This window comes from Mariniflexile jejuense (assembly GCF_042675665.1).
Lineage (GTDB): Bacteria > Bacteroidota > Bacteroidia > Flavobacteriales > Flavobacteriaceae > Mariniflexile > Mariniflexile jejuense.
The window spans coordinates 2,427,600-2,449,523 of sequence record NZ_JBHTJI010000001.1 but is presented as its reverse complement, the minus strand read 5'-3'; the positions used below and the strand labels follow the sequence as shown (position 1 = coordinate 2,449,523).

Below are 21,924 nucleotides of genomic sequence, written 5' to 3'. Positions count from 1 at the left end.
TTTAATATCCTGGGTTTTGTGCCCAAGTATTCCCTGATAATTCAATTTCTTGAATAGGAATTGGGAAAAGCTCATGCTTACCTGCTTGAAAACCTGGAATTGTTCCTGCTGCTCTACCCGTTCTAACTAAATCGAAAAAACGGTGACCTTCGCCAACTAACTCTACACGACGCTCTTTATAAATATCGTTTGTAAGGTTTGTACCTGTAGTTGAAACACTACCTAGGGTAGCTCTATTACGAACTCTATTTAAATAAATTTTTGCTCTATCATCGCTAATATTACCACGATTTAAAGCCTCCGCAGCCATTAATAATACATCGGCAAAACGAATGGCGCGATAGTTATTTGGATTGGTTAATGCTGCATCCGGACGGTTAGCATCGCCTAAACGCGCTATATATTTTCTGTTGAAATACCCTGTTTGTTCATAACCAGCATCTTCATTATAACTTGCTGTAGGATTATCAATTATCCATTGTTTAATATCTAAAATTGAATATGCTAAACGAATATCGCCAGGTTCAAAAGCGTCAACAGCATCTTGTGTTGGTACATTAAAACTGTAACCAAAATCGAAAACGGGTCCAACATAACCTCTTACACCATTAAAACCAACAGCATAATTTCCTTCTAAACATTGAAAACAATCATAAGAACCACCATCAACATCAGAATATTGAATTTCAAAAACAGATTCAATACTATTCTCATATTCGTTTTCCCACATTAACGGCGCTGTTGCTGTTGGCAACAAATCATGTGGACCTTTAGTAATTAAGTTTTCTAGTACTGAAGCCGCTTCTGGAAACTTATTTTGATACAAATATGCTTTACCTAATAAGGCTTCGGCAGCACCTTTTGTAATGCGTCCAGTTTGTGCTTGTGTATATGGTAAATTGGCAGCTGCAAAAATTAAATCTTCTTCAATTTGAGCGTAAACTTGAGCTTTTGGTGTTCTTTCTAAACCAAATTGTTCGCCGTATTGAATACGTTTGTCAACAACCAAAGGCACATCGCCAAACCATTTTACCAATTCAAAATAATAGAAAGCTCTTAAAAATCTGGTTTGTGCAATTACACTTGTTTTATTAGGAAAATCTGTTTTATCTTGAAATTCCATAATGTAATTTGTTCTGTTAACACCTGTGTACATCCATGTCCAAATGTTGCGTAATTGAGCATTTGTTGGTGTGTGTATCATATCATCAATTTCTTGAATACCCGGTGTATCGGTAGCACTTTCTCCACCTGCAAGTGTGTTATCGGATGCTATTTCGGCAACTTGAAATTGTTGTGCGGTTGCTTGTAAATAATCGTAAGCTGCTATTAATGCTTTTTGATAATCTTCTTCTGTATTGAAAAAATCCTCTGAGTTTTCATCTTGTGAATCGACATCAATAAAGCTATCGGCACAAGAAAATATTGCTAAAAAAGCAAATGAAACAAGGATATTTATAGTTTTAAAATTTTTCATAATGCTTAATTAAAGTTTTAAGTTAATTCCTAATAAATATGTTTTAGCACTAGGATAAAACCCTTGGTCTATACCACCACCTAGCGGCGCGCCACTTGATGCAGTAGGATCATAACCTTTGTATTTTGTTAATGTTAATAGGTTATTAGCAGAAACATAAATACGAAGTTTATTTATTCTTGAATTTTTAAATGCTTTTTCTGAAAAGGTATAACCTAATTGAACATTTTGTAAACGAACAAATGAACCATCTTCAACATAAAAATCTGAAAACAAACCGTTTGGTGTAGCACCATTTGAAACTCTTGGGAAGGTATTACTTGTTCCTTCACCCGTCCAACGTGCTAAGTATGAGTTAGTTCTATTGGTAAGTTGTTGTCCACGTTCATAATTACGAACTATTTCATTGCCTATTGATGAAAATGCATAAGCACTAAAATCGAAGTTTTTGTAGTCTATAGATATATTAAGACCCATGGTAGCATCTGGTAATGGATTGCCAATATTAACACGATCATCTTCAGTAATTACGCCATCCTTATTTTGGTCAACATATTTAATATCGCCAGGTTCTGGAGCAATATCACCTACTGCAGAATCATTAATTTCATCTTGGTTTTGAAAAATACCTGCTGTTTGGTAACCATAAAAATAACCCATAGGGAAACCAGCTTCCATTCTTGATGGTGCTGGTTGGCTAATACCAAAACCACCGCCTGTTAAAACACCTGTATTAGTATCTACAAAAAGTACTTCGTTTTTTAAGTAGGTAACATTGTATTTGATGCTAAATTTGAAATTATCGCTAAAATTTTCTGTGTAACCTATGGCAAATTCAACACCTGTATTTTCTACAGTACCACCATTTACTACTGGTGCGCCACCAGTACCTAATAAGCCTGATACTTCTGGAATTACTAATAAATCTTCGGTTCTTCTTTTAAAATAATCGGTAGTGATATCAATTTTATTATCTAATAAACGAAGGTCTAAACCAATATCAAATGTTTTTTGTTTTTCCCATCTAATTTCTGGGTTTGCAATACCACCGCTTGCTGTTCCTATGTATTCAATATCATCAAAAATATAAGTTCCTTCACCATTTAAAAGTGATACATATCTATAATCTGGTATTCTATCGTTACCTAAAACACCATAAGAAGCTCTTACTTTTAATAAATTTATAAATGAATTATCTTTTAGAAAATCTTCATCAGACATCACCCATCCAATAGAACCAGAAGGGAAAATACCAAACCTGTTTTTTGGTCCGAATTTGGTTGAACCATCACGACGTACAACAGCTGAGAGTAGATATTTTCCTTTGTAGTCATACTGCAATCTTGTAAAATAGGATAATAACCTAGAGTCGAATGTAGGGTTTCTACCAGTAAATCGGTTAATGTTTTCAATATCTGAAGCTTGCTCTAAATTAGCATTTGCATAATCATTACCAATAATATCAAAACCTGTAGCACCTGTAAATTCGCCTGTTGTTTTAAATACCGAAGTACCTAATAATAGATTGATATTATGTACGTCGTTAATTTTATTTTCATACTTAACAAAGGCATCAAACGTGTAATCTCTGTAGTAATTTAAACCTTCAAAAACACTGCTTCTATCAACGTTACTATTTTTTCCACTACCAAAATAAGCAATAGGATTAAACACTTTAGCTGTAACTTCAGAATAGTTAAATTGTATGTTTGATTGTGCAGTAAAATGATCGAAGAAATTATATGATAAACCTGCGTTTCCGCTTAATTTCATTACTTTACCTCTATCAAACGTATCATCAATTTGTGCTAATGGATTTATAACTTCACCACCTAAACCTTCAGCTAATGTATAAGCTCCATTTTCATCATATACTGAAAAGGTTGGCGCCATGTTTACGGCATTAAATAATACGGATGAGTTTGAATTTTCAGGAAGGTTTCTTTTGCTTGTTCGCATTAAAGTAAGACCTGAAGTAAGTTTTAAATTTTCAAGAATATCTAATTGATAACTACCGTTATTTGTAAAACGTGTAAAGTTAGATTTACTACCACCAACTATACCATCTTGCGTTAAAAACGAACTACTATATGAATAAGATGATTTTTTACCACCACCACTAAATAATATGCTGTGGTTTGTAATTGGTGCATTCTCAAAAACCAAATCTTGCCAATCTGTACCAACACCTAATGATGCTAAATTTGTAAACGGTGGTGTATTACCTCCTGCCGCATAAGCTTCGTTTACAATGGCACCATATTCGGTAGCGTTTAAAACAGGTATTTTTCTTGTGGTTTGTTGAAACCCGCCGTATGCATTATACTCTACTTTTAAAGGCATTTCTTTACGCCCTGTTTTTGTTTTTATAAGTATAACGCCATTAGCTGCTCTTACACCATAAATACCAGCAGTTGCATCTTTAAGTATATTGATGCTTTCAATATCACTTGGGTTTACTACACTTAAATCTTCAATAACATTGCCATCAACCAAAATTAATGGTCTGCTATCGCCATTGGTAGAAACACCTCTAATACTAATTGTAGAACCGCCACCAGGTGTACCAGATTGCGAGGTAATATTAACACCAGCAACTTGTCCTTGTAATGCTTGTTCTATACGTGTTGGTTTTAAAGCCTCAATACTTTCGCTAGAAACAACGCTTACAGCACCTGTAATTTCTTTTTTAGTTTGCGTACCATACCCAATAACTACAACTTCATCAAGTTTTGCTAAGTCTTCTTGTAGTTTTATAATTAGTTTTGAATTGTTAGAAATAACAACATCTTTAGTTACATAACCAATGTAGCTAAACGTTAGTGTTGTTCCTACTTTAACATCTGTAATGGTAAAATTACCATCAAAATCTGTAACTGCTCCTTTAGTGGTATTTTTTACAATTACATTAACTCCTGGTATTGGAAACCCAGAGTTATCTTGAACATTTCCGCTAACATTAATATTCTGTGCACCAGAATATGTTATAAAAAACAATGTTAGAAGTTTAAAGAGATAATGCCTCATATGAATTTAGTTTATTTTAGTTTATGTAAATTTAATTTTAAAGATTGATGAATTATAATTTTTAACCGCAACAAAAAACATACATCATAAAAAAATCAACTAAAATTTAATAAAACCTCAATTTTTAAGATAAATAATAAGAAAATGATATTGAATACTATTGTAAACCAAAAGAGTAAAAAATACAAATGTTGTGGTGTTGTATAGGTAAAATATAAAGCTGTTGTGGTGTTATATTTCTAAAATATAATCTGTTAAGCTAGATTCATGTGGTAAATCCATTTTTTTACGCAATCTATAACGCTTTACTTCTACGCTTCTTGAAGAAATGTTAAGTAGTGGTGCAATTTCTTTAGATGTTAAGTTTAAACGTAAATAAGCGCAAAGTTTTAAATCGTTTGAAGTTAATGCTGGATGTAGTGATTTTATTTTTTTAAGAAAGTCTTTGTCGGCATTATTAAATGCTTCTTCAAAGGCATGCCAATCATCGGTATTGTTTAAATTTTTATCAATTATTTTAATTACTCTTTTTAGACTTTTTGGGTCTTGTGCTTTTAGTAATTCGCCTTTAATACTATTTAAAAATTCATTTTTCTTAATTAAACTCATTGTAGAGATTCCTAATTCTCTGTTTTTATTTTCAATATCTTGCTTTAAGTTTTCATTATTGTAACGCATTAGTTGCTCTTTATTTTCTAACTCTTTTAACTCTAATTCGCGTTGTGTTTTATAAAGTAATTTTTCGCGTTGCTTTTTATAATAACGTTTGTAAACTGTGTGCATAAAAAATGAAAATAATGCTATAGAAATAACATAAATACCAAACATGGTTTTGGTTAAATACCATGGTGCAGCTATTGTAAATTTATAGGTTTCTATGTTTTCTGAAACTTCATTTCCTATTCTAGATTGCACATAAAATGTATAATCGCCATAGGGTAAATTTTCAAATAATGCATTTGCTTGAGTTGACCAATTACTCCATGTATTATAAATTCCTTGTAATTTGTATTGGTATTCTGCTTCTAGATATTTGTCGTATTCTGGTACGCTAAAATTAAACTCTAGGTTATTTTCATTAGTTTTAAAATCGCCTTTTACTGAAGTATTTATAAATTCACTTTTAAAACCATTTTTATAATTTCCGTTTGAAATGGAGTTTAAATTTACCTTATGCGATTTGTATTTTAACTTATCTAAATCTATTATTATATAACCTAACGTATTACCATACAAGTACTTATTATTATTTATGTATGTTATATTTTCATAACCAGAAACATCATTTCTAAGCGAACTTGGTAACGGAATTTTATTTATTTTATAACTATTACTTAGCTTAAATGGTGTTAAATATGAAATACCTTGTAAGGAAAAAGACCAAAGTTTATTAGTGTGCTTATCAAATACCAATTTGCCAGATGTGTATTGTTGTTTTAAAAACAATCCGCTTAAAATAGAATCTCTTACAAATCTATTTTCTGTTGTGTTATACTTAAAAATACCTTCTTTTTGTGAGTATAATAAATTGTTATGATACTTTATTAAGCTAGTTTTTGAACCTTTAACAACCGAAGTATCTTTTGTAACCGAAACCGCTTTTGTATAATTTTCATCTAAAGTTATTTTAAAAACACCTTTATACTCATGACTTACAAACACCTGGTTATTATCAAGTATTTCAAAATAGCGACTAGATATATTAAAACCTTCAATTGTGTTTCTAAAAACCCATTTTCCTTGTTTATTTTCAAGAATGTTTAAACCTGTATAATTTCCTTGTAGTATTAAATTATCGTTTTTTGAAATTGGTTTTATATCCCAAGTACCTAAAATATCTGAAATTAACTGTGCTTGTGTGCCATTAATTATAAACGTGCCAGAATTATGACCACAAAATAACGTGTTATTTATAGTGGTTAAACACCAAACTGCACCTTGCGTTTTTGGTATTAATGTAAATTGATTATTGGTAGTTACATCTTTATAAAATAACCCTTGATTGGTGCCTATGTATAAATTATTATTAAATACTATGGACGTATTTACAGAGCCTATTTTACCTTTTTCATCATTATAAATACTAAAAGGCGATTTTATATTTATACAATTTATACCGTTTTCTAAACCTAGCCAAACGTTATTATCAACATCTTCAAAAACTGAAAGTACCGTATTATTGCTTAAACCATTGTTTTGATTAATATGATATTTAATAGTTCCTTCTGGTGATAAATGTAAAATACCGTTTGAAATTGTACCTAGTATAAAACTATTGTCCTTTAATTTTATACTACTGTAAATTCTATCTTGAAGCAGAACAGTATTTGCTAATATATCCCATTTTGTAAGTTCATTGTTTTTAAAAATATAAAAACCATTATCTTCCGTTTGAAATAACAAATTTCCTTGATGGTTATAAATGTTTACCAATAAATTTTCTTTGGTAATAGGATGTTTTGTAACAAGTTTAGCTTCACCATTTACAATTTCAAAAATACCTTCTTTTGCTTTTTGAAAATAAACACCTTCATTTATTTTAAATAGTTTATAAATAACAGTGTTTGAATTTATTACTGAATATGAATTATCGGTTTTATTGTATATATAAATTCGTTTGAGAGATTGAAATAAAATAAAGTTATCTACATTTAAAATATTCCAAATTTCTTCATCTTCTAAAAATGAAATTTTAAGTTTTGAAGCTAACGATGTATAGTTTAATAAGCCTAAGTTATTTTTTTGCCAGTATCCAAATTCTCTATAACAACCAGTATAGATTAAACCATCAATTACTTTAACCGATCGAATGATTGTTTGGTTTGGTGAGTTGTAAAGTTGCCATTTAGCACCATTAAATTCTAATAAACCTTTGTTATTTGCAACATAAATATTTTTTGAATGAGATTGAGAAATAGCCCAATTTTGATTTTCTGCTCTATACTCGTTTGGTGTGTAAACCTGTATAGGCGGGTGTTCTTGTGCTTTTAAAATAAAGCAGAAACATAAAAATAATAATATTGGTAACTGTTTAGTTGACATTAAATCGTTGAAAAGATTGTAATGATACTAATGTAGTAAAAATAAAATATTAAAGTGTTTTTGTATAGGTAATTGTATGGCTATTACCTTAAAATGAAGCAAAAAAAAAGCAATACCAATAGTATTGCTTTTTTAAATTATTAAAATTTTTAGTTATTCCATTTTTTTAATTCTACCACCTAAAGCTGTATTTTCATTTAAAGTTTCAGGATTTCCATAAACATACACATCTCCGCCTGCTCTAATTTTAGCATCTACTAATTTTGATGCTTTTACATGAGCTTCACCAGCTGCATTAATAGACACGTCTGTTTTATTAGTTTCAAGTTCTTCGCCTCTATAAAGTCCACCAGTTAATAATGATACATTTTGCGATTTAGATGTACCTTTTGTTTTAATACTACCGCCAGTAACTGCTTTTATAATAGCATATGAAACATCTAATGGTACTTGAATACTTCCACCTTCTTGAGCTTTCAATGTTACTTCAAATTGTTTAATAACATCTGTACTATACACTTTTGCGCCTTCATTAACATCAATTACATCTAAAGTTGTGTAGTGTAAAGTTACTTTAGTTTTATTACCATCATAACTTTTTCCTATGGTCATTCTTATTTTTAAGGTTCCATTTTTATTTACTATAATTACATCTTGGGTGTTATTGCCTGTAATTACAGCTTTATTTTCGTTGGATTTTACCAATTCAACTTCTATTAAATCGTAAACTTTAAGTTCGGTAAATTCACCAAGAATTTTGTCTATTGGTTTTTGAGCAAAAGTTGCTCCAGATATTAAAATTGTTACTATTAAGATTATACGTTTCATGTTATATTTTTTTGATTAAACGTTATTAATCAATAATTATTCCGTTGTTATTGTATTTTGTGAAAAATTTTGGTTTTAAACAAATTGTTTATTCGTGTTTACCAATTAAATTAAAATCAAGGTGTTTTTTAACTAAATCGGTATTTTTAACTTTTACAACTACTTCATCACCAAGTTGATACATTATTTTTGTATTTCTTCCAACCATAGCATATAATTCTTGATCGAATGCGTAATGATCGTCTTTCATATCGCGAACGCTTACCATTCCTTCACATTTATTGGAAATGATTTCTACATAAATACCCCAATCTGTCACACCAGAAATAACACCTACAAAATCTTCATCTTTATGATCTTGCATAAATTTAATTTGCATATATTTTATAGAATCTCGTTCTGCTTTGGTTGCCAGATTTTCCATGTTACTGGAATGGTTACACTTTTCTTCGTAAATAGCTTCGTTAGCCGATTTTCCGCCATCTAAGTAATGCTGTAGCAAACGATGCGCCATCACATCTGGATAACGACGAATGGGCGATGTAAAATGGCTGTAATAGCTAAACGCTAACCCATAATGACCTATGTTATACGTAGAATATTCAGCTTTACTCATGCTTCTAATAGCTAAGGTATCAACTAAATTTTGCTCTTTTTTACCATTTACTTCTTTAAGTAAGTAGTTAAGCGACGCTGAGGTTGTTTTTCTATCTTTAAAATTTAATTTATAACCAAATTTAGATACAATACCTTGTAAATTAGCAAGTTTACTTTCATCTGGTTCATCATGAATACGATACACAAAGGTTCGTTGTGGTTCTTTTTTTCCAACAAATTCCGATACCTTTCGGTTTGCTAATAACATAAACTCTTCAATTAATTTATTAGCATCTTTACTGGTTTTAAAAAACACACCTACAGGGTTTGCATGTTCATCTAAATCAAACTTTACTTCTACTTTATCAAATGAAATAGCACCAGCACTCATACGTTTTGCACGCATTTTTTTTGCCAATTCATTCATTTTTAAAATAGCTGCAGCAATATCTTCCGAAGTGTTATATGTTTCACCAGTTAATGAAACCTCTTTTGGAATGGTATTCGATTTACTTTCTATAACAGCTTGTGCTTCTTCATAAGCAAAACGTGCATCACTATACGTTACGGTTCTTCCAAACCATTCGTTTTTAATTTCACATTTATCATTCATTTGAAACACCGCAGAAAAAGTTAATTTCTCTTCATGTGGTCTTAACGAACAAGCGTTATTTGATAATACTTCTGGAAGCATTGGTACAACTCTATCAACTAAATAAATAGAGGTTGCACGCTCATAAGCTTCATCATCCAACACAGTACCTTCTTGAAGATAATGTGATACATCGGCAATATGAATGCCTATTTCATACAAACCATTTTTTAATATTTTAAAAGAAAGCGCATCATCAAAATCTTTAGCATCTTTTGGGTCGATGGTAAAGGTTAAATCTTCACGCATATCACGACGTTTTGCAATTTCTTCCTTCGTTATAGATGTATCTATTTTATTAGCAAACTCTTCTACTTCATGCGGAAATTCGTAAGGCAAGCCATATTCAGCTAAAATAGAATGGATTTCGGTATTATGATCTCCTGGTTTTCCAAGCACTTGAATCACTTTTCCATAAGGAGAATCGGCGTTTTCTGGCCAATCTTCAAGTTTTACCAATACTTTATCACCATCTTCAGCTTTATTTATTTTATTGATAGGTACAAAAATATCTTTGTACATTTTATTGCTATCGGCTACTACAAAGGCAAAATTCTTTTTCTCATGAATTTGAATGGTACCAACATATTCACTTTTTTCACGTTTTAAAACCTGTGTAATTTCACCTTCTAGTTTTCCTCTGTGGCGACGTTTATAAACGTAAAATTCTACTTCATCGCCATTTAAAGCTTTATTTATATTGTTTGATGCTATAAATACATCATCGTCAAAATCTTCACTAATAATATAACCAGTTCCTTTTCCTGATAAATCTAATTTTCCAGTATGATATTCTGTAGTAATTACTGCTTTAAATTTGCCACGCTCTACTTCTTCAATTTCCTTTTTTACAGCAAGTTCAGCTAATTTTTTTATAATTTGATTTCTGCTACTAGCATCATTTACATCTAATTTAGCAGCAATTTGTTTGTAGTTAAAACTTTGGTTTCTATCTTTTTTTAAAATACTTAAAATAGTATTTGTAAGGTTGGAAATACCTTTTTTGGACTTTCCTTTTTTCTTTCTTGTCATTTAATTTTTTGTAATCATTTTCATTTCCTAAGATACTGGAAATTCTGTTATTAAATAGCGTTATTTTTAGGAGAAGGTTTGCTATTTATTTTATACAAAGCTACGATTTAAATATTAAACTATATTTTCTTAAAGTTAAATTTGTTAAAATGAACTTATCCACATTTTAAATAATATTAAATACTTTTTTCTAAAATTTAAAAAAATTATTGATGATGATGATTGGTTGTTAATAGCGGTATAACTTTTTTAAATTTTATTTTGATTACATTAAATTTACATTCTATTAATACGTAATTAACAATTGTTTTTGTTTTAAATAGTTCATTTTTAACCTTTTTTAAAATTATATAAACAGTTGTTAACAACTTAAAAACACAGTTAATTATTAATAACTATTTTAAAAATGGGTGTTTATATTTACTTGTATATAGCTGATAATTTTTCAAAAAAAAGTGAGTTAAATTTTTGGTGAATTCATGGCTGTTTTTGATTGAAAAAATAAATGGATTTACAATATTTTAATTTTAAAAAATTATAAACACTTATTAACAAGTAATGAATAGTATAATACACATGATTTATAATTATTACCTTTGTATAAGTTGTAACGAATAAATATAAAATGAAAATCTCAATAGGAAACGACCACGCTGGTACCGATTATAAATTTTCTATTTTAAAACACTTAGAATCAAAAGGTTATATTGTAAATAACTATGGAACAGATGCTAATGATAGTGTTGATTATGCCGATTTTGTACACCCTGTAGCTGAAGATATTGTTAATAACAAAGCCGATTTTGGTATTTTAATTTGCGGTAGTGCTAACGGTGTTGCTATGACGGCTAATAAACACCAAAAAATACGCGCTGGTTTATGTTGGAACAAAGAAATTGTTCATTTAATACGTAGCCATAACAATGCAAATATTTTATGTATTCCAGCACGATTTACAGCTATACAACAAGCTATAGAAATGGTTGATGTGTTTTTAAATACAGAATTTGAAGGTGGTCGTCACCAAACACGTATTGATAAAATGCCTGTTTCTTGTTAAATGGCACATTCACACGCGCATAATCATTCACATAATCACAACGATTTAAAAGGACGCAATCTTTTAATTTCTATTTTATTAAACATTCTTATAACAACTTCACAAGTTATAGGTGGTTTGGTTTCTGGAAGTTTGGCTTTGTTAAGTGATGCACTTCATAATTTTAGCGATGTGCTTTCTTTGGTAGTAAGTTATATTGCTAATAAATTAACAAAAAAAGAAGCTTCAGTTCAAAGAACCTTTGGTTATAAACGCGCCGAAATTTTAGCAGCTTTCATTAATGCTTCTACGTTAATTATTGTTGCTATTTTATTAATAATTGAAGCTGTTAAGCGGTTTCAAAACCCTGAAAATATTAAATCTGGTTTAGTAATTTGGTTATCACTTTTAGGTATTATTGCTAACGGATTAAGCGTATTATTGCTTAAAAAAGACGCTAAAAACAATATAAATATGCGTAGTGCGTATTTACATTTGTTAACCGATATGCTAGCAAGTGTTGCGGTACTTTTTGGCGGTTTATTAATGAAGTTTTACCAAGTGTTTTGGGTAGATAGTTTACTAACATTTTTAATTGCATTGTACTTAATTTTTGTGGGTTATGATTTATTAAAAACATCAACAAAAATGATTATGTTGTTTACTCCAAGTCATATAAATATTGAAGATGTTGTAAAAGCCGTAAATAAACTTCCTAAAGTGAAGCTTTTACACCATGTTCATATTTGGAATTTAAGTGATAATGAATTGCATTTGGAAGCACATTTAGATTTGAATGAAGATGTATCAATAACGGAGTTTGATGTCATTTTACAAGATATTGAATCTATTTTGCATGAACTATACGATATTAACCACGTAACCATTCAACCTGAATTTAACAAAAACGACCCAAAAGAAGTTATTGTTCAAGATTAACACTTCCTGCGAAGGCAGCAATTTTTATAAACTTAAAAGTTGCCACAAATACACGAATGTTTTTCTATTAATTATTCGTGTATTCGTGGCAAAATAGTATTAAAAACAATCATGCTAAAAACACAAGTAAAAACCTTTTCACAATTAACGCTTCAAGAACTTTACAGTATTTTACAATTACGAAGTGACGTTTTTGTAGTAGAACAAGATTGTGTGTATCAAGACATTGATGGAAAAGATGAAAAAGCACTACATGTTTTAGGGTTTAAAAATGATAAACTAATAGCTTACACCCGACTTTTTAAATCTGGTGATTATTTTGAAAATGCTAGTATTGGTCGTGTGGTAGTAGCAAAAAACGAACGTGCCTTTAAGTACGGTTATGATTTAATGAAAGCATCCATTGAAGCTATTGAAACTCATTTTAATGAAAAGAAAATAAAAATTTCTGCGCAAGCGTATTTAAAAACGTTTTATAATAATTGTGGTTTTATTGAATTTGGCGAGGAATATTTAGAAGATAACATTCCTCATATTGCAATGATTAAGGAGTAATATTAAAAATTTTGCGCGACTCGCTTCGCGAGATATTCTATAAAACTAGCCGCCTTTTTTATCTCTTTAAAGCAAAATGCCCTTTTATAGTTTCGCCTGTTTTTAAAGTTATGGCATACCAATAATCATCAGTTTCTAAAAGTTTTCCATTAAAAGTACCATTCCAACCATTTGAATTTGCGGGTAAGTATTTTAAAAGCTTTCCGTAACGGTTAAAAATAGCTATGGTTTTAATGGTATTGTTAAAATCTTCAACCTTCCAAAAATCGTGTTTTCCATCATTATTTGGTGTAAAATATTTAGGAATGTAATAATCTTCAGAAACAATTAAAACTCTAAAATTACTTTCGTTTGTGGCGCATACAGATGTGTTGTATATATAAATAGTTTGCGAAGTTGTTATCACATCACCTGCAAATAAAGGTGTTCCTAATCCACCAGATTCTGAAAAATAAGCACCATAAGTTAGTATTGGTAAGGTATAAGCTGTATTGGTTACAACGTTGTTTAAAGCATCAACATTTACAAAATTACTGCATTGACTTTGCGATGTTACATAGTTTGAAAACCCTGTTGGCATCCAGGTTGTTGGCGTGTTTGAGGAGTTATCAACCACAACACAATTTAAATTTATATTGTTACCAAAATTCACATTTGTGTTATTATTATTTCCATTTTTAACATTCAATTTACACAATTGGTTATTGCTACAATCTAAAGTTGTTAAGTTGGAATTTTGCGAAAAATCTAATTCAGAAATTCTATTTCCAAAGCAATAAACAGTTTGTAAACTTTTGTTATTTGTAACATCTAAATTGGTTAAAAAATTTTGCTCGCACGATAAGTAATTCAGGTTGGTGTTACTACTTATATTTAAGCTGGTTAGTTGGTTTTTTCCGCATTGAAATCGGCTTAAAGTTTTATTATTAGTAACATTTAAACTAGCAATTTGGTTTAGTTCGCAAACCAATACATTTAAGTTTGGGTTATTTGATGTATTTAAGTTTGATAAATTATTATCCCAACAAACTAATGAAATTAAACCAGTGTTTTGTGTAACATTTAGGTTAAATAGTTTATTACTGTAGCACCAAAAAATTTTTAAACTGGTAAGTTTTGTAACGTCTAATGTGTTTATTTGATTATTGTGAACATACAATTCATTAAGCTTAGTGTTTTTTGAAACATCAAGCGTTGTTAAAAAGTTTAGTGCACAATTAAGAATGGTTAAATTAGTAAACGCCTCAATACCTGTTAAGTTTGAAATATTTTTAGATGAAACGTCTAAATTGGTTACACCGCTAATGTTTGCGGTGGGAACAAAGCCGTTTATTGGAGCAACATCTAAGCCCAAATTTATTAGTTCTTGTTCAAAATTTGGGTCGGGTATTGCTGTGTTTTGTGCGAAAATCACAAAACCAAAAAGCATAAAAAAACAGCTAAAAATGTATGTTTTATTTACCAACATAGGTAATAACAATTTCTACACGTCGGTCATATTTTGGATCGCCACCAAGCGGAAATTTTCGGCGCAAACCAATATGTCGCATACGTTTTTTATCAACACCTTTTTTAGCAAAATAGTCGTAAATATATTCTGCTCGTGCTTCCGAAAGGTTGCGAAGGTTGGTTTTTCTATCAACTGCATCTCTAGTATATTGCGTACAGCAAACATGCCCTTGTATAGTGAAATAAATATCTTTTCGTTCAACTAAAATATTCGCGATAGCTTCCAATGTTTTTTTCGATTCTGGCATTACTTGGCTATAGCCAGTTTTAAACAAAATAGTATCAAAAACTATTTTATCGCCTACTTTTAAATCGCCTTTTAAAACATCTTGTACTTCTTTCTTTTTAGGTTCTTCAACTTTTATGGCTTCTTTTTCAACCTTAACTTCAATAACTTTTGGTGGTTTTGGCTTAACTATAATTTCTACTTTTCGGTTTAAACCTCTAATTTTTACAACGTTTTTTTCTTCAACAATTTTTAATAGAATTTTGCCTTTTCCATCAACATTGGTTATTAAATCTTCGCTAATTTCATTGTTAGAAAAAACAGTTTTTATAGCATTGGCACGTTGTTGCGATAGTTTTAAATTATATGAAACCGCACCAATATCATCACAAAAACCAAAAATGGAAATGGATTCGATATCAATATCAGCTAAGTTCGAAATGAAAAGTAATAAGCGATTTTCTTCGGTTGAAGGAATATCGAATTTGTCGGTGTCAAAATAAACTTCGTGTGTTAATTCTTTTTGAGAAAAAACAAACGACGTTTGAAGCGTTATTAGAAAAAAAACCAACAGTTTATACATAGTAGGATTATAGAACTGAATATAAATATACTATTTTAAATGAATTATGGTTAAAACCGTTGTGTATTTAAGATTAACGACTTGTACAACAGGTTGAAAAACAACAAGTTTTATTTTAAATAGCTATTATAGGTAGTTGGATTAGCAAGTACTTCGGTAGCTTTTTTTATTTCGGCGTCGTGTATTTTGTAATAATCATACAAACCTTCTGCATACACATAGCGTTTTACAATGTCTTCGGTTAACAATTGAAGGATGTAGGTTTTATTTTCGTCTATAACGCTTGATTTTGATTTGTTTAAATTAGCAATTAGCGTATTGTAATCTGTTTGAATATTATCATCTAAATCGTCGTTTTTAGCAGCTTCCAAAGCTTTATTTAAGGCTTTTTCAGTATCGGTTACAAATGAAAAGTTATTTGTTTTTAAAAAGCTTTTGAAGTTTGTAAAATCGGTATCTGTAAGCTGTAAAGCATTCACATCTTTTACATCATGGCTGTAATAATAGTTGGTAGCATAGTTAAAAATTAAATCGTTATTAACAATAGCGTTTATAATTGATGAATTTTTTGAAGCAGTAATACTAACATCTGGGAAAACGCCGCCACCATCAAACACTTTTCTGCCATTTTTAGTTTTAAATTCGTTGTAGTTTTCTTGTTTTACTCTTACAGCTTCACCCTTATCATTTCTATGCCAATAATCTAGCGCTTGAATACATCTGCCAGAAGGCGTGTAGTAACGCGAAATGGTTATTTTAACTTGCGTACCATATACCAGTTCTTTTGGGCGTTGTACTAAGCCTTTTCCAAAACTTCTTGAGCCAACAATAACCGCGCGATCTAAATCTTGTAATGCGCCTGAAACAATTTCACTTGCCGATGCGCTTCCTTCATCAATTAAAATAACCAATGGAATTTCGGTATCAATCGGTTCATTTTGAGTATAATAGGTTTTGTTGTATTTTTTAACTTTCGATTTTGTAGTAACCACCAATTGCCCTTTTGGCACAAATAAATTAACAATATTGATAGCTTCGTTAAGTAAACCTCCTGGGTTTCCACGCACATCTAAAATAATGCGTTCTGCACCTTGGGCTTTTAAATCGCGAAGTGCATAGTTGGTTTCTGAAGATGCTTTATTGTTAAAACGACTTAGTACAATATACCCCGTTTTTGCATTTACCATAGAAAAATGTGGTACTGCTTTTATCTCTACTTCAGCACGTTTTATGGTGGCTGTTTGCGTTTTACCTTGGCGTTTGTATGTCACTTCTACCGACGTGTCTGTTGCACCTTTTAGCAATTCACCAGCATCTTCTTTATAAGTTTCAATTAGTGTGTTTCCTACTTTTATAATTTCGTCACCTGCTTTTAAACCTGCTTTATCTGCCGGATAATTTTTGTAAGGTTCTACAATTACCAACTTGTCTTTTAGGGTTTTTACTTTTGCACCAATACCTGTATAATCGCCTGTGTTGTTAATTCTTGCTGCTTCAACATCTTGTTCGTTCATGAAGTTGGTGTACGGGTCTAGATCGGCCAACATACTTTTTATGGCGGCATCCATTAAATCACCAGGGTTGGTTTCATCAACATAATTCATGTTGAGTTCTTTAAAAAGTGTGGTAAAAATTTCAATTTGCTTCGCAATTTCAAAAAAATCGTTTCTAAATGCCGTTGTTGTTAAGAACAAAGCACATGCTATAACGGGTATTATTAGTCTCTTTTTTAGTAAATTCTTCATGGCTAATTAATTTTTTTCTTCGGAAACGTTCTTTGAAAATTTTTCAAAAAGCTGCTTCATTTTGGTTTCTATTTCAGCTAAAGTTGGTTTTTCTTTACCAATGTACAAAATCATAAACGCATACGATGTTGTTAAATTGTTAAAATGAACCGCTTTATTTAATCTGTAAGCTTCTCGCATCAAGCGTTTTACTCGATTTCTATCAACAGCTGTTTTAAAATGTCGTTTACTTACTGAAACGCCTGTTTTTACTAAAACACCATCTTCAAAAACTGTTGGTAAATACACCAAACGTAACGGGAATACAGAAACCGATTTACCTTCGGTAAACAATTTTTCAATAAGCTTTTTGCTTTTTAGTTTTTCTTTTTGGTTGAAGGTAAATTTCAAGGCAACTTGTTTTAAAACCTCAAAGGTAATGAATAAAAAAATCACTTAGTAATTAAGTGATTTTTGCAAAGTTTTGATGTTTATTTTTATAGTTAATTCGTTTTATTAGCTTTTTCTGCTTTTATGCGTTTACCATAATCTTTATATAATTGCCTCCAATTTCTACCGTTTAAGTTTAGGTATTGTTCGTTTTTTGTTTTGTAAATTTCAAAAATTGCCGAAATTTGAGTCATTTGTTTAAAGTCTATTGCCATTTCACGCGCTTCTTTCAAGTTTTTTAATATTACAGCTTCTTCTTCTGCTGTAAGATCTGTTACAATAGCATGATAGCCTTTTAAAGTAAATGCTACTTTTCCAATAGTATATTTATCAAGAATGAATTCTATTTGTGTTTCATTAAGGTCTGCTTTAAGCCCATCGATAAGTGCGTTATGTACCGATTTAGGCATAGCGGAATCTACTATAATTGACCGATCTAAATCTGATAATTGCTCACCTGTTTTAGGATTTATTCCTTTAGGAACAACCTCAAACGAATGGCTGTTGTGCCAATCTTGAACCGCCATACGATGGGTAGTAATTACATTAATTAACCTTGCCTCTTTTTCTTTGTCGCCTAAGTTTAGCTCGTTAACCCAGTTTTCAGATTTTTCCAATAAATCATTGGTTTCTTTTTTTTGAGACGAACAAATAGTTGTTGCCAAAAAAAGAGAAAGTAGTAATGTTACCAGACTTTTGTTTTTATAATTTATATTCATTTAAATTGAAAATTTAATTAAAAATAAAGGTAATGAATAAAATTTACTTTGTATTTAAGTGATTTTGAAACTGATTTTTTTATTAAGTTTTAAGCTATTGAACACTAACTTTTCCGTAGTATTTTTTTCGAAGCCAAAATGATACTCTTACCAATAAAATTAACGCCGGAACTTCTACTAATGGGCCAATAACACCTGTAAAAGCTTGCCCAGAATTAAGCCCAAAAACCGCGATAGCAACAGCTATTGCAAGTTCAAAATTGTTTCCAGCAGCTGTAAAAGCAACCGCTGTGGTTTTATCGTATTCAGCACCAGCGGCTTTGGTAAATAAAAACCCAAGAATAAACATGATGGTAAAATAGATAAGTAGCGGTACAGCAATAATTAAAACGTCCATTGGGATTTGTACAATTAATTCACCTTTTAATGAAAACATGACTATAATTGTAAATAACAGCGCTATTAGAGTTATGGGTGAAATAGTTGGAATAAATTTGTTAGTGTACCAATTTTCACCTTTTAACTTCACTAAAAATATACGACTTAAAAACCCCATTAAAAACGGAATGCCCAAATAAATAGCAACACTTTCTGCAATAGTAGCTATTGAAATATCAACAATAGCACCTTCAAACCCGAAATAGGGCGGAAGCACCGTTATAAATATCCATGCATAAAAACTATACGCAAACACTTGAAAAATGCTGTTAAGCGCCACTAAACCAGCACCGTATTCGCTACTGCCTTCGGCTAAATCGTTCCAAACCAACACCATGGCTATACAACGCGCTAAGCCTATTAAAATTAAACCAACCATATATTCTGGGTAATCTTGCAGAAATATAATGGCTAAAAAGAACATTAAAACCGGACCAATAATCCAGTTTAGAATTAGCGAAATGGTTACAATTTTGGTGTTTTTAAACACTTTAGGCAACAATTTATAATTCACTTTTGCCAAAGGTGGATACATCATTAAAATAAGGCCAATAGCAATGGGAATGTTTGTAGTACCAGAGTTAAATGAATTGATGATATTTGGAATAGTAGGGATTAAATACCCCAAACTAACACCTAATGCCATGGCAATAAAAATCCAAAGGGTTAGGTTTTTATCTAAAAAGCTTAATTTTTTTACTGCCATGTTATGCTTTTATTTGTGAGAAAACATAAAAAAGTTCGGTTGCAATTTGTAAACTTCTTTCATTATATTTTTCAGTTTGAAGTGGTGTACCATCAAACGCTTTTGGATCATCAAAAGTGATAGCAATTCTTTTTTCCGCACCAGCTATAAACGGGCAACCACCATCGGCTTGTGAACATGTCATGACGGCAGCAAACCCGGAAACAGGATTAAATGCATCGTCATATTTTTTAGAAAACCCAACAATAGGATGCTCATTTTCAGCATATTTTATAGCATAAATAGGATTTTTACCTTCTGAAATGGCTACAACTTTAAAGCCTGTATTTTCCAATGTTTTTGCTACTACAGGAAATAACGCTGTAGCTTCTGTTCCACCAGAAAAACAAAACACGTTTTTTATATTAAAATAAGCTGCCATTGTTTGAGCCCAAACTTGAGATAAATGACTTCTGCGTGAGTTGTGCGTGCAAATAAAATTGATGCGAATGGCTTCGTTATTTGTGTTTTTTAACTGAATAAAATCTACTAAGGGTTGTAAAATGCTTTGACGCTCTTCTGTAATTGTTTCAGGTTTTAAACTTTTTATAATTTTTTCAATTTCTGAAAATAAGGATGATTGGGTTGTAGTCATTTTTTTTGAAGTTTATGTTTTATGATATAACTATTTTGTTAACAACAGTTTCCGTCTGGCGAGCAGCAAGGTTCAGCAGTTAAATCTGCCATGTTAACTTTTTGTTTTTCAACAGGAATACCACAATTATCTTTAGCCAAACAATCGGTTTTTTTGCTTGTTAATAAGAAATTTTCACCATTGAAATCCAATCCAAATTTTTCAATAGTTTGACCTTGGTATTCTACTTCAATTTCTAAATCTTCAATGTTTAATACTTTTTCTGAAAGTTCGATAATGTTTAAAAGCTTTTCAGGGTGTAAACGGTGGTTGTAATCGTTAGCGTTCCAAAGTTGAAAATTTACAACGGTTTCATTACGAAGTGTGCCACCACAATCAATAAAATTTTTAGTTATTTTCCCAATTTCAGTTACATGAAAATGACTAGGCACCAAAGTTCCGTTAGGCAATTGAAATGCAATTTGATTCAATAGTTTTAATTCTGTTTTAATTTCTGAAAGTTTCATAATTAATATTTGTTTATTGCGATTATACGATTAATGTTTTCAAATTTTTTTAGCAACAACTTGTTTTTTGTAGGTCTTGGTCTAGAAATTTAAGCATAACTTCTTTCATGTAAGTCCAATTTTCTGTGTTTATACAATAACAAACACTTGTGCCTTCTACGTTGCCCTTAATAAGACCTAAATGTTTTAACTCCTTTAAATGCTGTGAAATAGTAGGTTGTGCTAAACCAATTTCGTTTACTAAATCGCCACAAACACAGGTATTAATTTTAAATAAGTGTTCTAAAATGGCTACTCTAGCAGGATGCCCAAAAACTTTAGCAAAAAGTGCAATTTCGTTTTGTAAATCGGTAAACATTTCAGTTTTAGCTAATCCCATAGTTATTTATTATTATATTGCAATATTACGATTAATAGTTGAATTTGCAAAAAAGTGTTGCGTTTTTAAATGAATTTTTAAGAAATTACCGTGTAATTATTTAATAAATTGTTGAATTATGGTTGCAATTCCTATAAGAAGAATTAAGTATAAAGATAATTTCCTGAATTTTGATTGTGGTATATAAACTAAAATTTTCTTTCCAATATACGAACCTACGAAGCCTATAATTAGCAAAAAAGGAACATATTTTAAGTCGTGTTTATGTATGTAGCCATTGTTGTAATACACAAAGGTTCTTGAAAAATCTATCATAAAATCTATAAATGCTGATGTAGCAATAAACACACTTTTTTCTAAATTAAAAGCAGCCATTGTTAAGCCTCTTATGGCGCCACCAGTACCTAATAAACCCGCCGAAAAGCCTGACAATGCACCTCCAACAATACCGTTTTTATTGGTAGCAGCAATAACGAGTTTGCTTTTTATTAAAAAGAACATGCTTAAACCAGCTAAAAATAAGCCTAAAAATAATTCTAAAAAACGGGTGTTTAGAAGCTTTGAAAGAAAGCCACCAACAATTACACATACAACTGAAGGAATGCCAATAGTTAATAAAAGTCTTTTATTAATACCTTTTTTAAACAAAAAAATTTTACTCAAATTACTAGATAAATGAAATATGGCTGTTAAACCTAAAATGGAATAAAAATCGAAATAAAAATTACCTATTGGAACAAAAAAAACAGATGAACCAAAGCCACCAATAGTGCCAATTATTTCTGCAACTAGCGCTAGAAGTAAAAAAACATAGTTAATATCTTTCATCAAAGTTAGCCAATGGCTATAAAGAATTGATAAT

Annotated in this window: 18 protein-coding genes; 3 read left to right on the top strand and 15 right to left on the bottom strand. The window is 30.6% G+C overall.

Going from position 1 to position 21,924, the window contains the following annotated elements:
• Position 1: 1 nt before the first annotated feature.
• The 5 genes from ACFQ1R_RS10435 to rnr form a co-directional block, all read right to left on the bottom strand.
• Positions 2–1,477, bottom strand: a complete 1,476-nt coding sequence (locus ACFQ1R_RS10435; RefSeq protein WP_379926111.1) for a RagB/SusD family nutrient uptake outer membrane protein — start codon at positions 1,475–1,477, stop codon at positions 2–4.
• A gap of 9 nt (positions 1,478–1,486) precedes the next feature.
• A complete protein-coding gene (locus ACFQ1R_RS10430; RefSeq protein WP_379926110.1) occupies positions 1,487–4,504 on the bottom strand; it encodes a SusC/RagA family TonB-linked outer membrane protein in 3,018 nt (1,005 codons plus the stop codon).
• Positions 4,505–4,735: 231 nt separating this feature from the next.
• Positions 4,736–7,546: a triple tyrosine motif-containing protein gene (locus ACFQ1R_RS10425; RefSeq protein WP_379926109.1), complete on the bottom strand. Its 2,811-nt coding sequence runs from the start codon at positions 7,544–7,546 to the stop codon at positions 4,736–4,738.
• 153 nt (positions 7,547–7,699) lie between these two features.
• Positions 7,700–8,374, bottom strand: coding sequence for a head GIN domain-containing protein (locus tag ACFQ1R_RS10420; RefSeq protein WP_379926108.1), 675 nt, complete (start codon positions 8,372–8,374; stop codon positions 7,700–7,702).
• A gap of 88 nt (positions 8,375–8,462) precedes the next feature.
• Positions 8,463–10,655 (bottom strand): ribonuclease R, encoded by a 2,193-nt coding sequence (rnr, locus tag ACFQ1R_RS10415; RefSeq protein ID WP_379926107.1) that lies wholly within the window; start codon positions 10,653–10,655, stop codon positions 8,463–8,465.
• Positions 10,656–11,280: 625 nt separating this feature from the next.
• Between rnr and rpiB the strand changes: the two genes are divergently transcribed.
• From rpiB to ACFQ1R_RS10400, 3 genes are all read left to right on the top strand, one after another.
• Entirely contained in the window at positions 11,281–11,715 is a 435-nt protein-coding gene (gene rpiB / locus ACFQ1R_RS10410; RefSeq protein ID WP_379926106.1) for a ribose 5-phosphate isomerase B, read from the top strand.
• Positions 11,716–12,633, top strand: a complete 918-nt coding sequence (locus ACFQ1R_RS10405) for a cation diffusion facilitator family transporter (protein ID WP_379926105.1) — start codon at positions 11,716–11,718, stop codon at positions 12,631–12,633.
• Between the two features lie 111 nt (positions 12,634–12,744).
• Positions 12,745–13,188: a GNAT family N-acetyltransferase gene (locus ACFQ1R_RS10400; RefSeq protein ID WP_379926104.1), complete on the top strand. Its 444-nt coding sequence runs from the start codon at positions 12,745–12,747 to the stop codon at positions 13,186–13,188.
• Between the two features lie 58 nt (positions 13,189–13,246).
• Here the strand turns inward: ACFQ1R_RS10400 and ACFQ1R_RS10395 are convergent, their stop codons facing one another.
• From ACFQ1R_RS10395 to ACFQ1R_RS10350, 10 genes are all read right to left on the bottom strand, one after another.
• The gene (locus ACFQ1R_RS10395) at positions 13,247–14,617 is read right to left on the bottom strand and encodes a T9SS type B sorting domain-containing protein (protein ID WP_379926103.1); all 1,371 of its coding nucleotides are present in this window, start codon (positions 14,615–14,617) and stop codon (positions 13,247–13,249) included.
• A 25-nt stretch (positions 14,618–14,642) separates the two neighbouring features.
• On the bottom strand, positions 14,643–15,506 hold the full coding sequence (locus ACFQ1R_RS10390; RefSeq protein WP_379926102.1) for an OmpA family protein: 864 nt from the start codon (positions 15,504–15,506) through the stop codon (positions 14,643–14,645).
• Between the two features lie 110 nt (positions 15,507–15,616).
• Complete coding sequence (locus ACFQ1R_RS10385) at positions 15,617–17,251, bottom strand: S41 family peptidase (RefSeq protein ID WP_379926101.1); 1,635 nt, start codon at positions 17,249–17,251, stop codon at positions 15,617–15,619.
• A gap of 6 nt (positions 17,252–17,257) precedes the next feature.
• Positions 17,258–17,641, bottom strand: a complete 384-nt coding sequence (gene rnpA / locus ACFQ1R_RS10380) for a ribonuclease P protein component (RefSeq protein WP_379926100.1) — start codon at positions 17,639–17,641, stop codon at positions 17,258–17,260.
• Positions 17,642–17,733: 92 nt separating this feature from the next.
• Positions 17,734–18,399 (bottom strand): DUF3826 domain-containing protein, encoded by a 666-nt coding sequence (locus ACFQ1R_RS10375; protein WP_379926099.1) that lies wholly within the window; start codon positions 18,397–18,399, stop codon positions 17,734–17,736.
• A gap of 94 nt (positions 18,400–18,493) precedes the next feature.
• On the bottom strand, positions 18,494–19,543 hold the full coding sequence (gene arsB / locus ACFQ1R_RS10370) for an ACR3 family arsenite efflux transporter (RefSeq protein ID WP_379926098.1): 1,050 nt from the start codon (positions 19,541–19,543) through the stop codon (positions 18,494–18,496).
• Between the two features lies 1 nt (position 19,544).
• Positions 19,545–20,177 carry an arsenate-mycothiol transferase ArsC gene (locus tag ACFQ1R_RS10365; protein WP_379926097.1) on the bottom strand — a complete coding sequence of 211 codons (633 nt, stop codon included), beginning with the start codon at positions 20,175–20,177 and terminating at the stop codon, positions 19,545–19,547.
• Positions 20,178–20,215: 38 nt separating this feature from the next.
• The gene (locus ACFQ1R_RS10360; RefSeq protein ID WP_379926096.1) at positions 20,216–20,683 is read right to left on the bottom strand and encodes a DUF6428 family protein; all 468 of its coding nucleotides are present in this window, start codon (positions 20,681–20,683) and stop codon (positions 20,216–20,218) included.
• Between the two features lie 49 nt (positions 20,684–20,732).
• Positions 20,733–21,062, bottom strand: a complete 330-nt coding sequence (locus tag ACFQ1R_RS10355) for an ArsR/SmtB family transcription factor (protein ID WP_379926095.1) — start codon at positions 21,060–21,062, stop codon at positions 20,733–20,735.
• 96 nt (positions 21,063–21,158) lie between these two features.
• Entirely contained in the window at positions 21,159–21,890 is a 732-nt protein-coding gene (locus tag ACFQ1R_RS10350) for a sulfite exporter TauE/SafE family protein (RefSeq protein ID WP_379926094.1), read from the bottom strand.
• Positions 21,891–21,924 lie beyond the last annotated feature (34 nt).

Coding starts and splice junctions, on each gene's coding strand:
- ACFQ1R_RS10425 (WP_379926109.1), bottom strand. CDS start 7,546: ATGTCAACTAAACAGTTACCAATATTATTATTTTTATGTTTCTGCTTT.
- ACFQ1R_RS10365 (WP_379926097.1), bottom strand. CDS start 20,177: ATGACTACAACCCAATCATCCTTATTTTCAGAAATTGAAAAAATTATA.
- ACFQ1R_RS10395 (WP_379926103.1), bottom strand. CDS start 14,617: ATGCTTTTTGGTTTTGTGATTTTCGCACAAAACACAGCAATACCCGAC.
- ACFQ1R_RS10375 (WP_379926099.1), bottom strand. CDS start 18,399: ATGAATATAAATTATAAAAACAAAAGTCTGGTAACATTACTACTTTCT.
- rpiB (WP_379926106.1), top strand. CDS start 11,281: ATGAAAATCTCAATAGGAAACGACCACGCTGGTACCGATTATAAATTT.
- ACFQ1R_RS10400 (WP_379926104.1), top strand. CDS start 12,745: ATGCTAAAAACACAAGTAAAAACCTTTTCACAATTAACGCTTCAAGAA.
- ACFQ1R_RS10385 (WP_379926101.1), bottom strand. CDS start 17,251: ATGAAGAATTTACTAAAAAAGAGACTAATAATACCCGTTATAGCATGT.
- ACFQ1R_RS10355 (WP_379926095.1), bottom strand. CDS start 21,062: ATGGGATTAGCTAAAACTGAAATGTTTACCGATTTACAAAACGAAATT.
- ACFQ1R_RS10430 (WP_379926110.1), bottom strand. CDS start 4,504: ATGAGGCATTATCTCTTTAAACTTCTAACATTGTTTTTTATAACATAT.
- arsB (WP_379926098.1), bottom strand. CDS start 19,543: ATGGCAGTAAAAAAATTAAGCTTTTTAGATAAAAACCTAACCCTTTGG.
- ACFQ1R_RS10390 (WP_379926102.1), bottom strand. CDS start 15,506: ATGTATAAACTGTTGGTTTTTTTTCTAATAACGCTTCAAACGTCGTTT.
- ACFQ1R_RS10435 (WP_379926111.1), bottom strand. CDS start 1,477: ATGAAAAATTTTAAAACTATAAATATCCTTGTTTCATTTGCTTTTTTA.
- rnr (WP_379926107.1), bottom strand. CDS start 10,655: ATGACAAGAAAGAAAAAAGGAAAGTCCAAAAAAGGTATTTCCAACCTT.
- ACFQ1R_RS10405 (WP_379926105.1), top strand. CDS start 11,716: ATGGCACATTCACACGCGCATAATCATTCACATAATCACAACGATTTA.
- ACFQ1R_RS10420 (WP_379926108.1), bottom strand. CDS start 8,374: ATGAAACGTATAATCTTAATAGTAACAATTTTAATATCTGGAGCAACT.
- ACFQ1R_RS10360 (WP_379926096.1), bottom strand. CDS start 20,683: ATGAAACTTTCAGAAATTAAAACAGAATTAAAACTATTGAATCAAATT.
- ACFQ1R_RS10350 (WP_379926094.1), bottom strand. CDS start 21,890: ATGAAAGATATTAACTATGTTTTTTTACTTCTAGCGCTAGTTGCAGAA.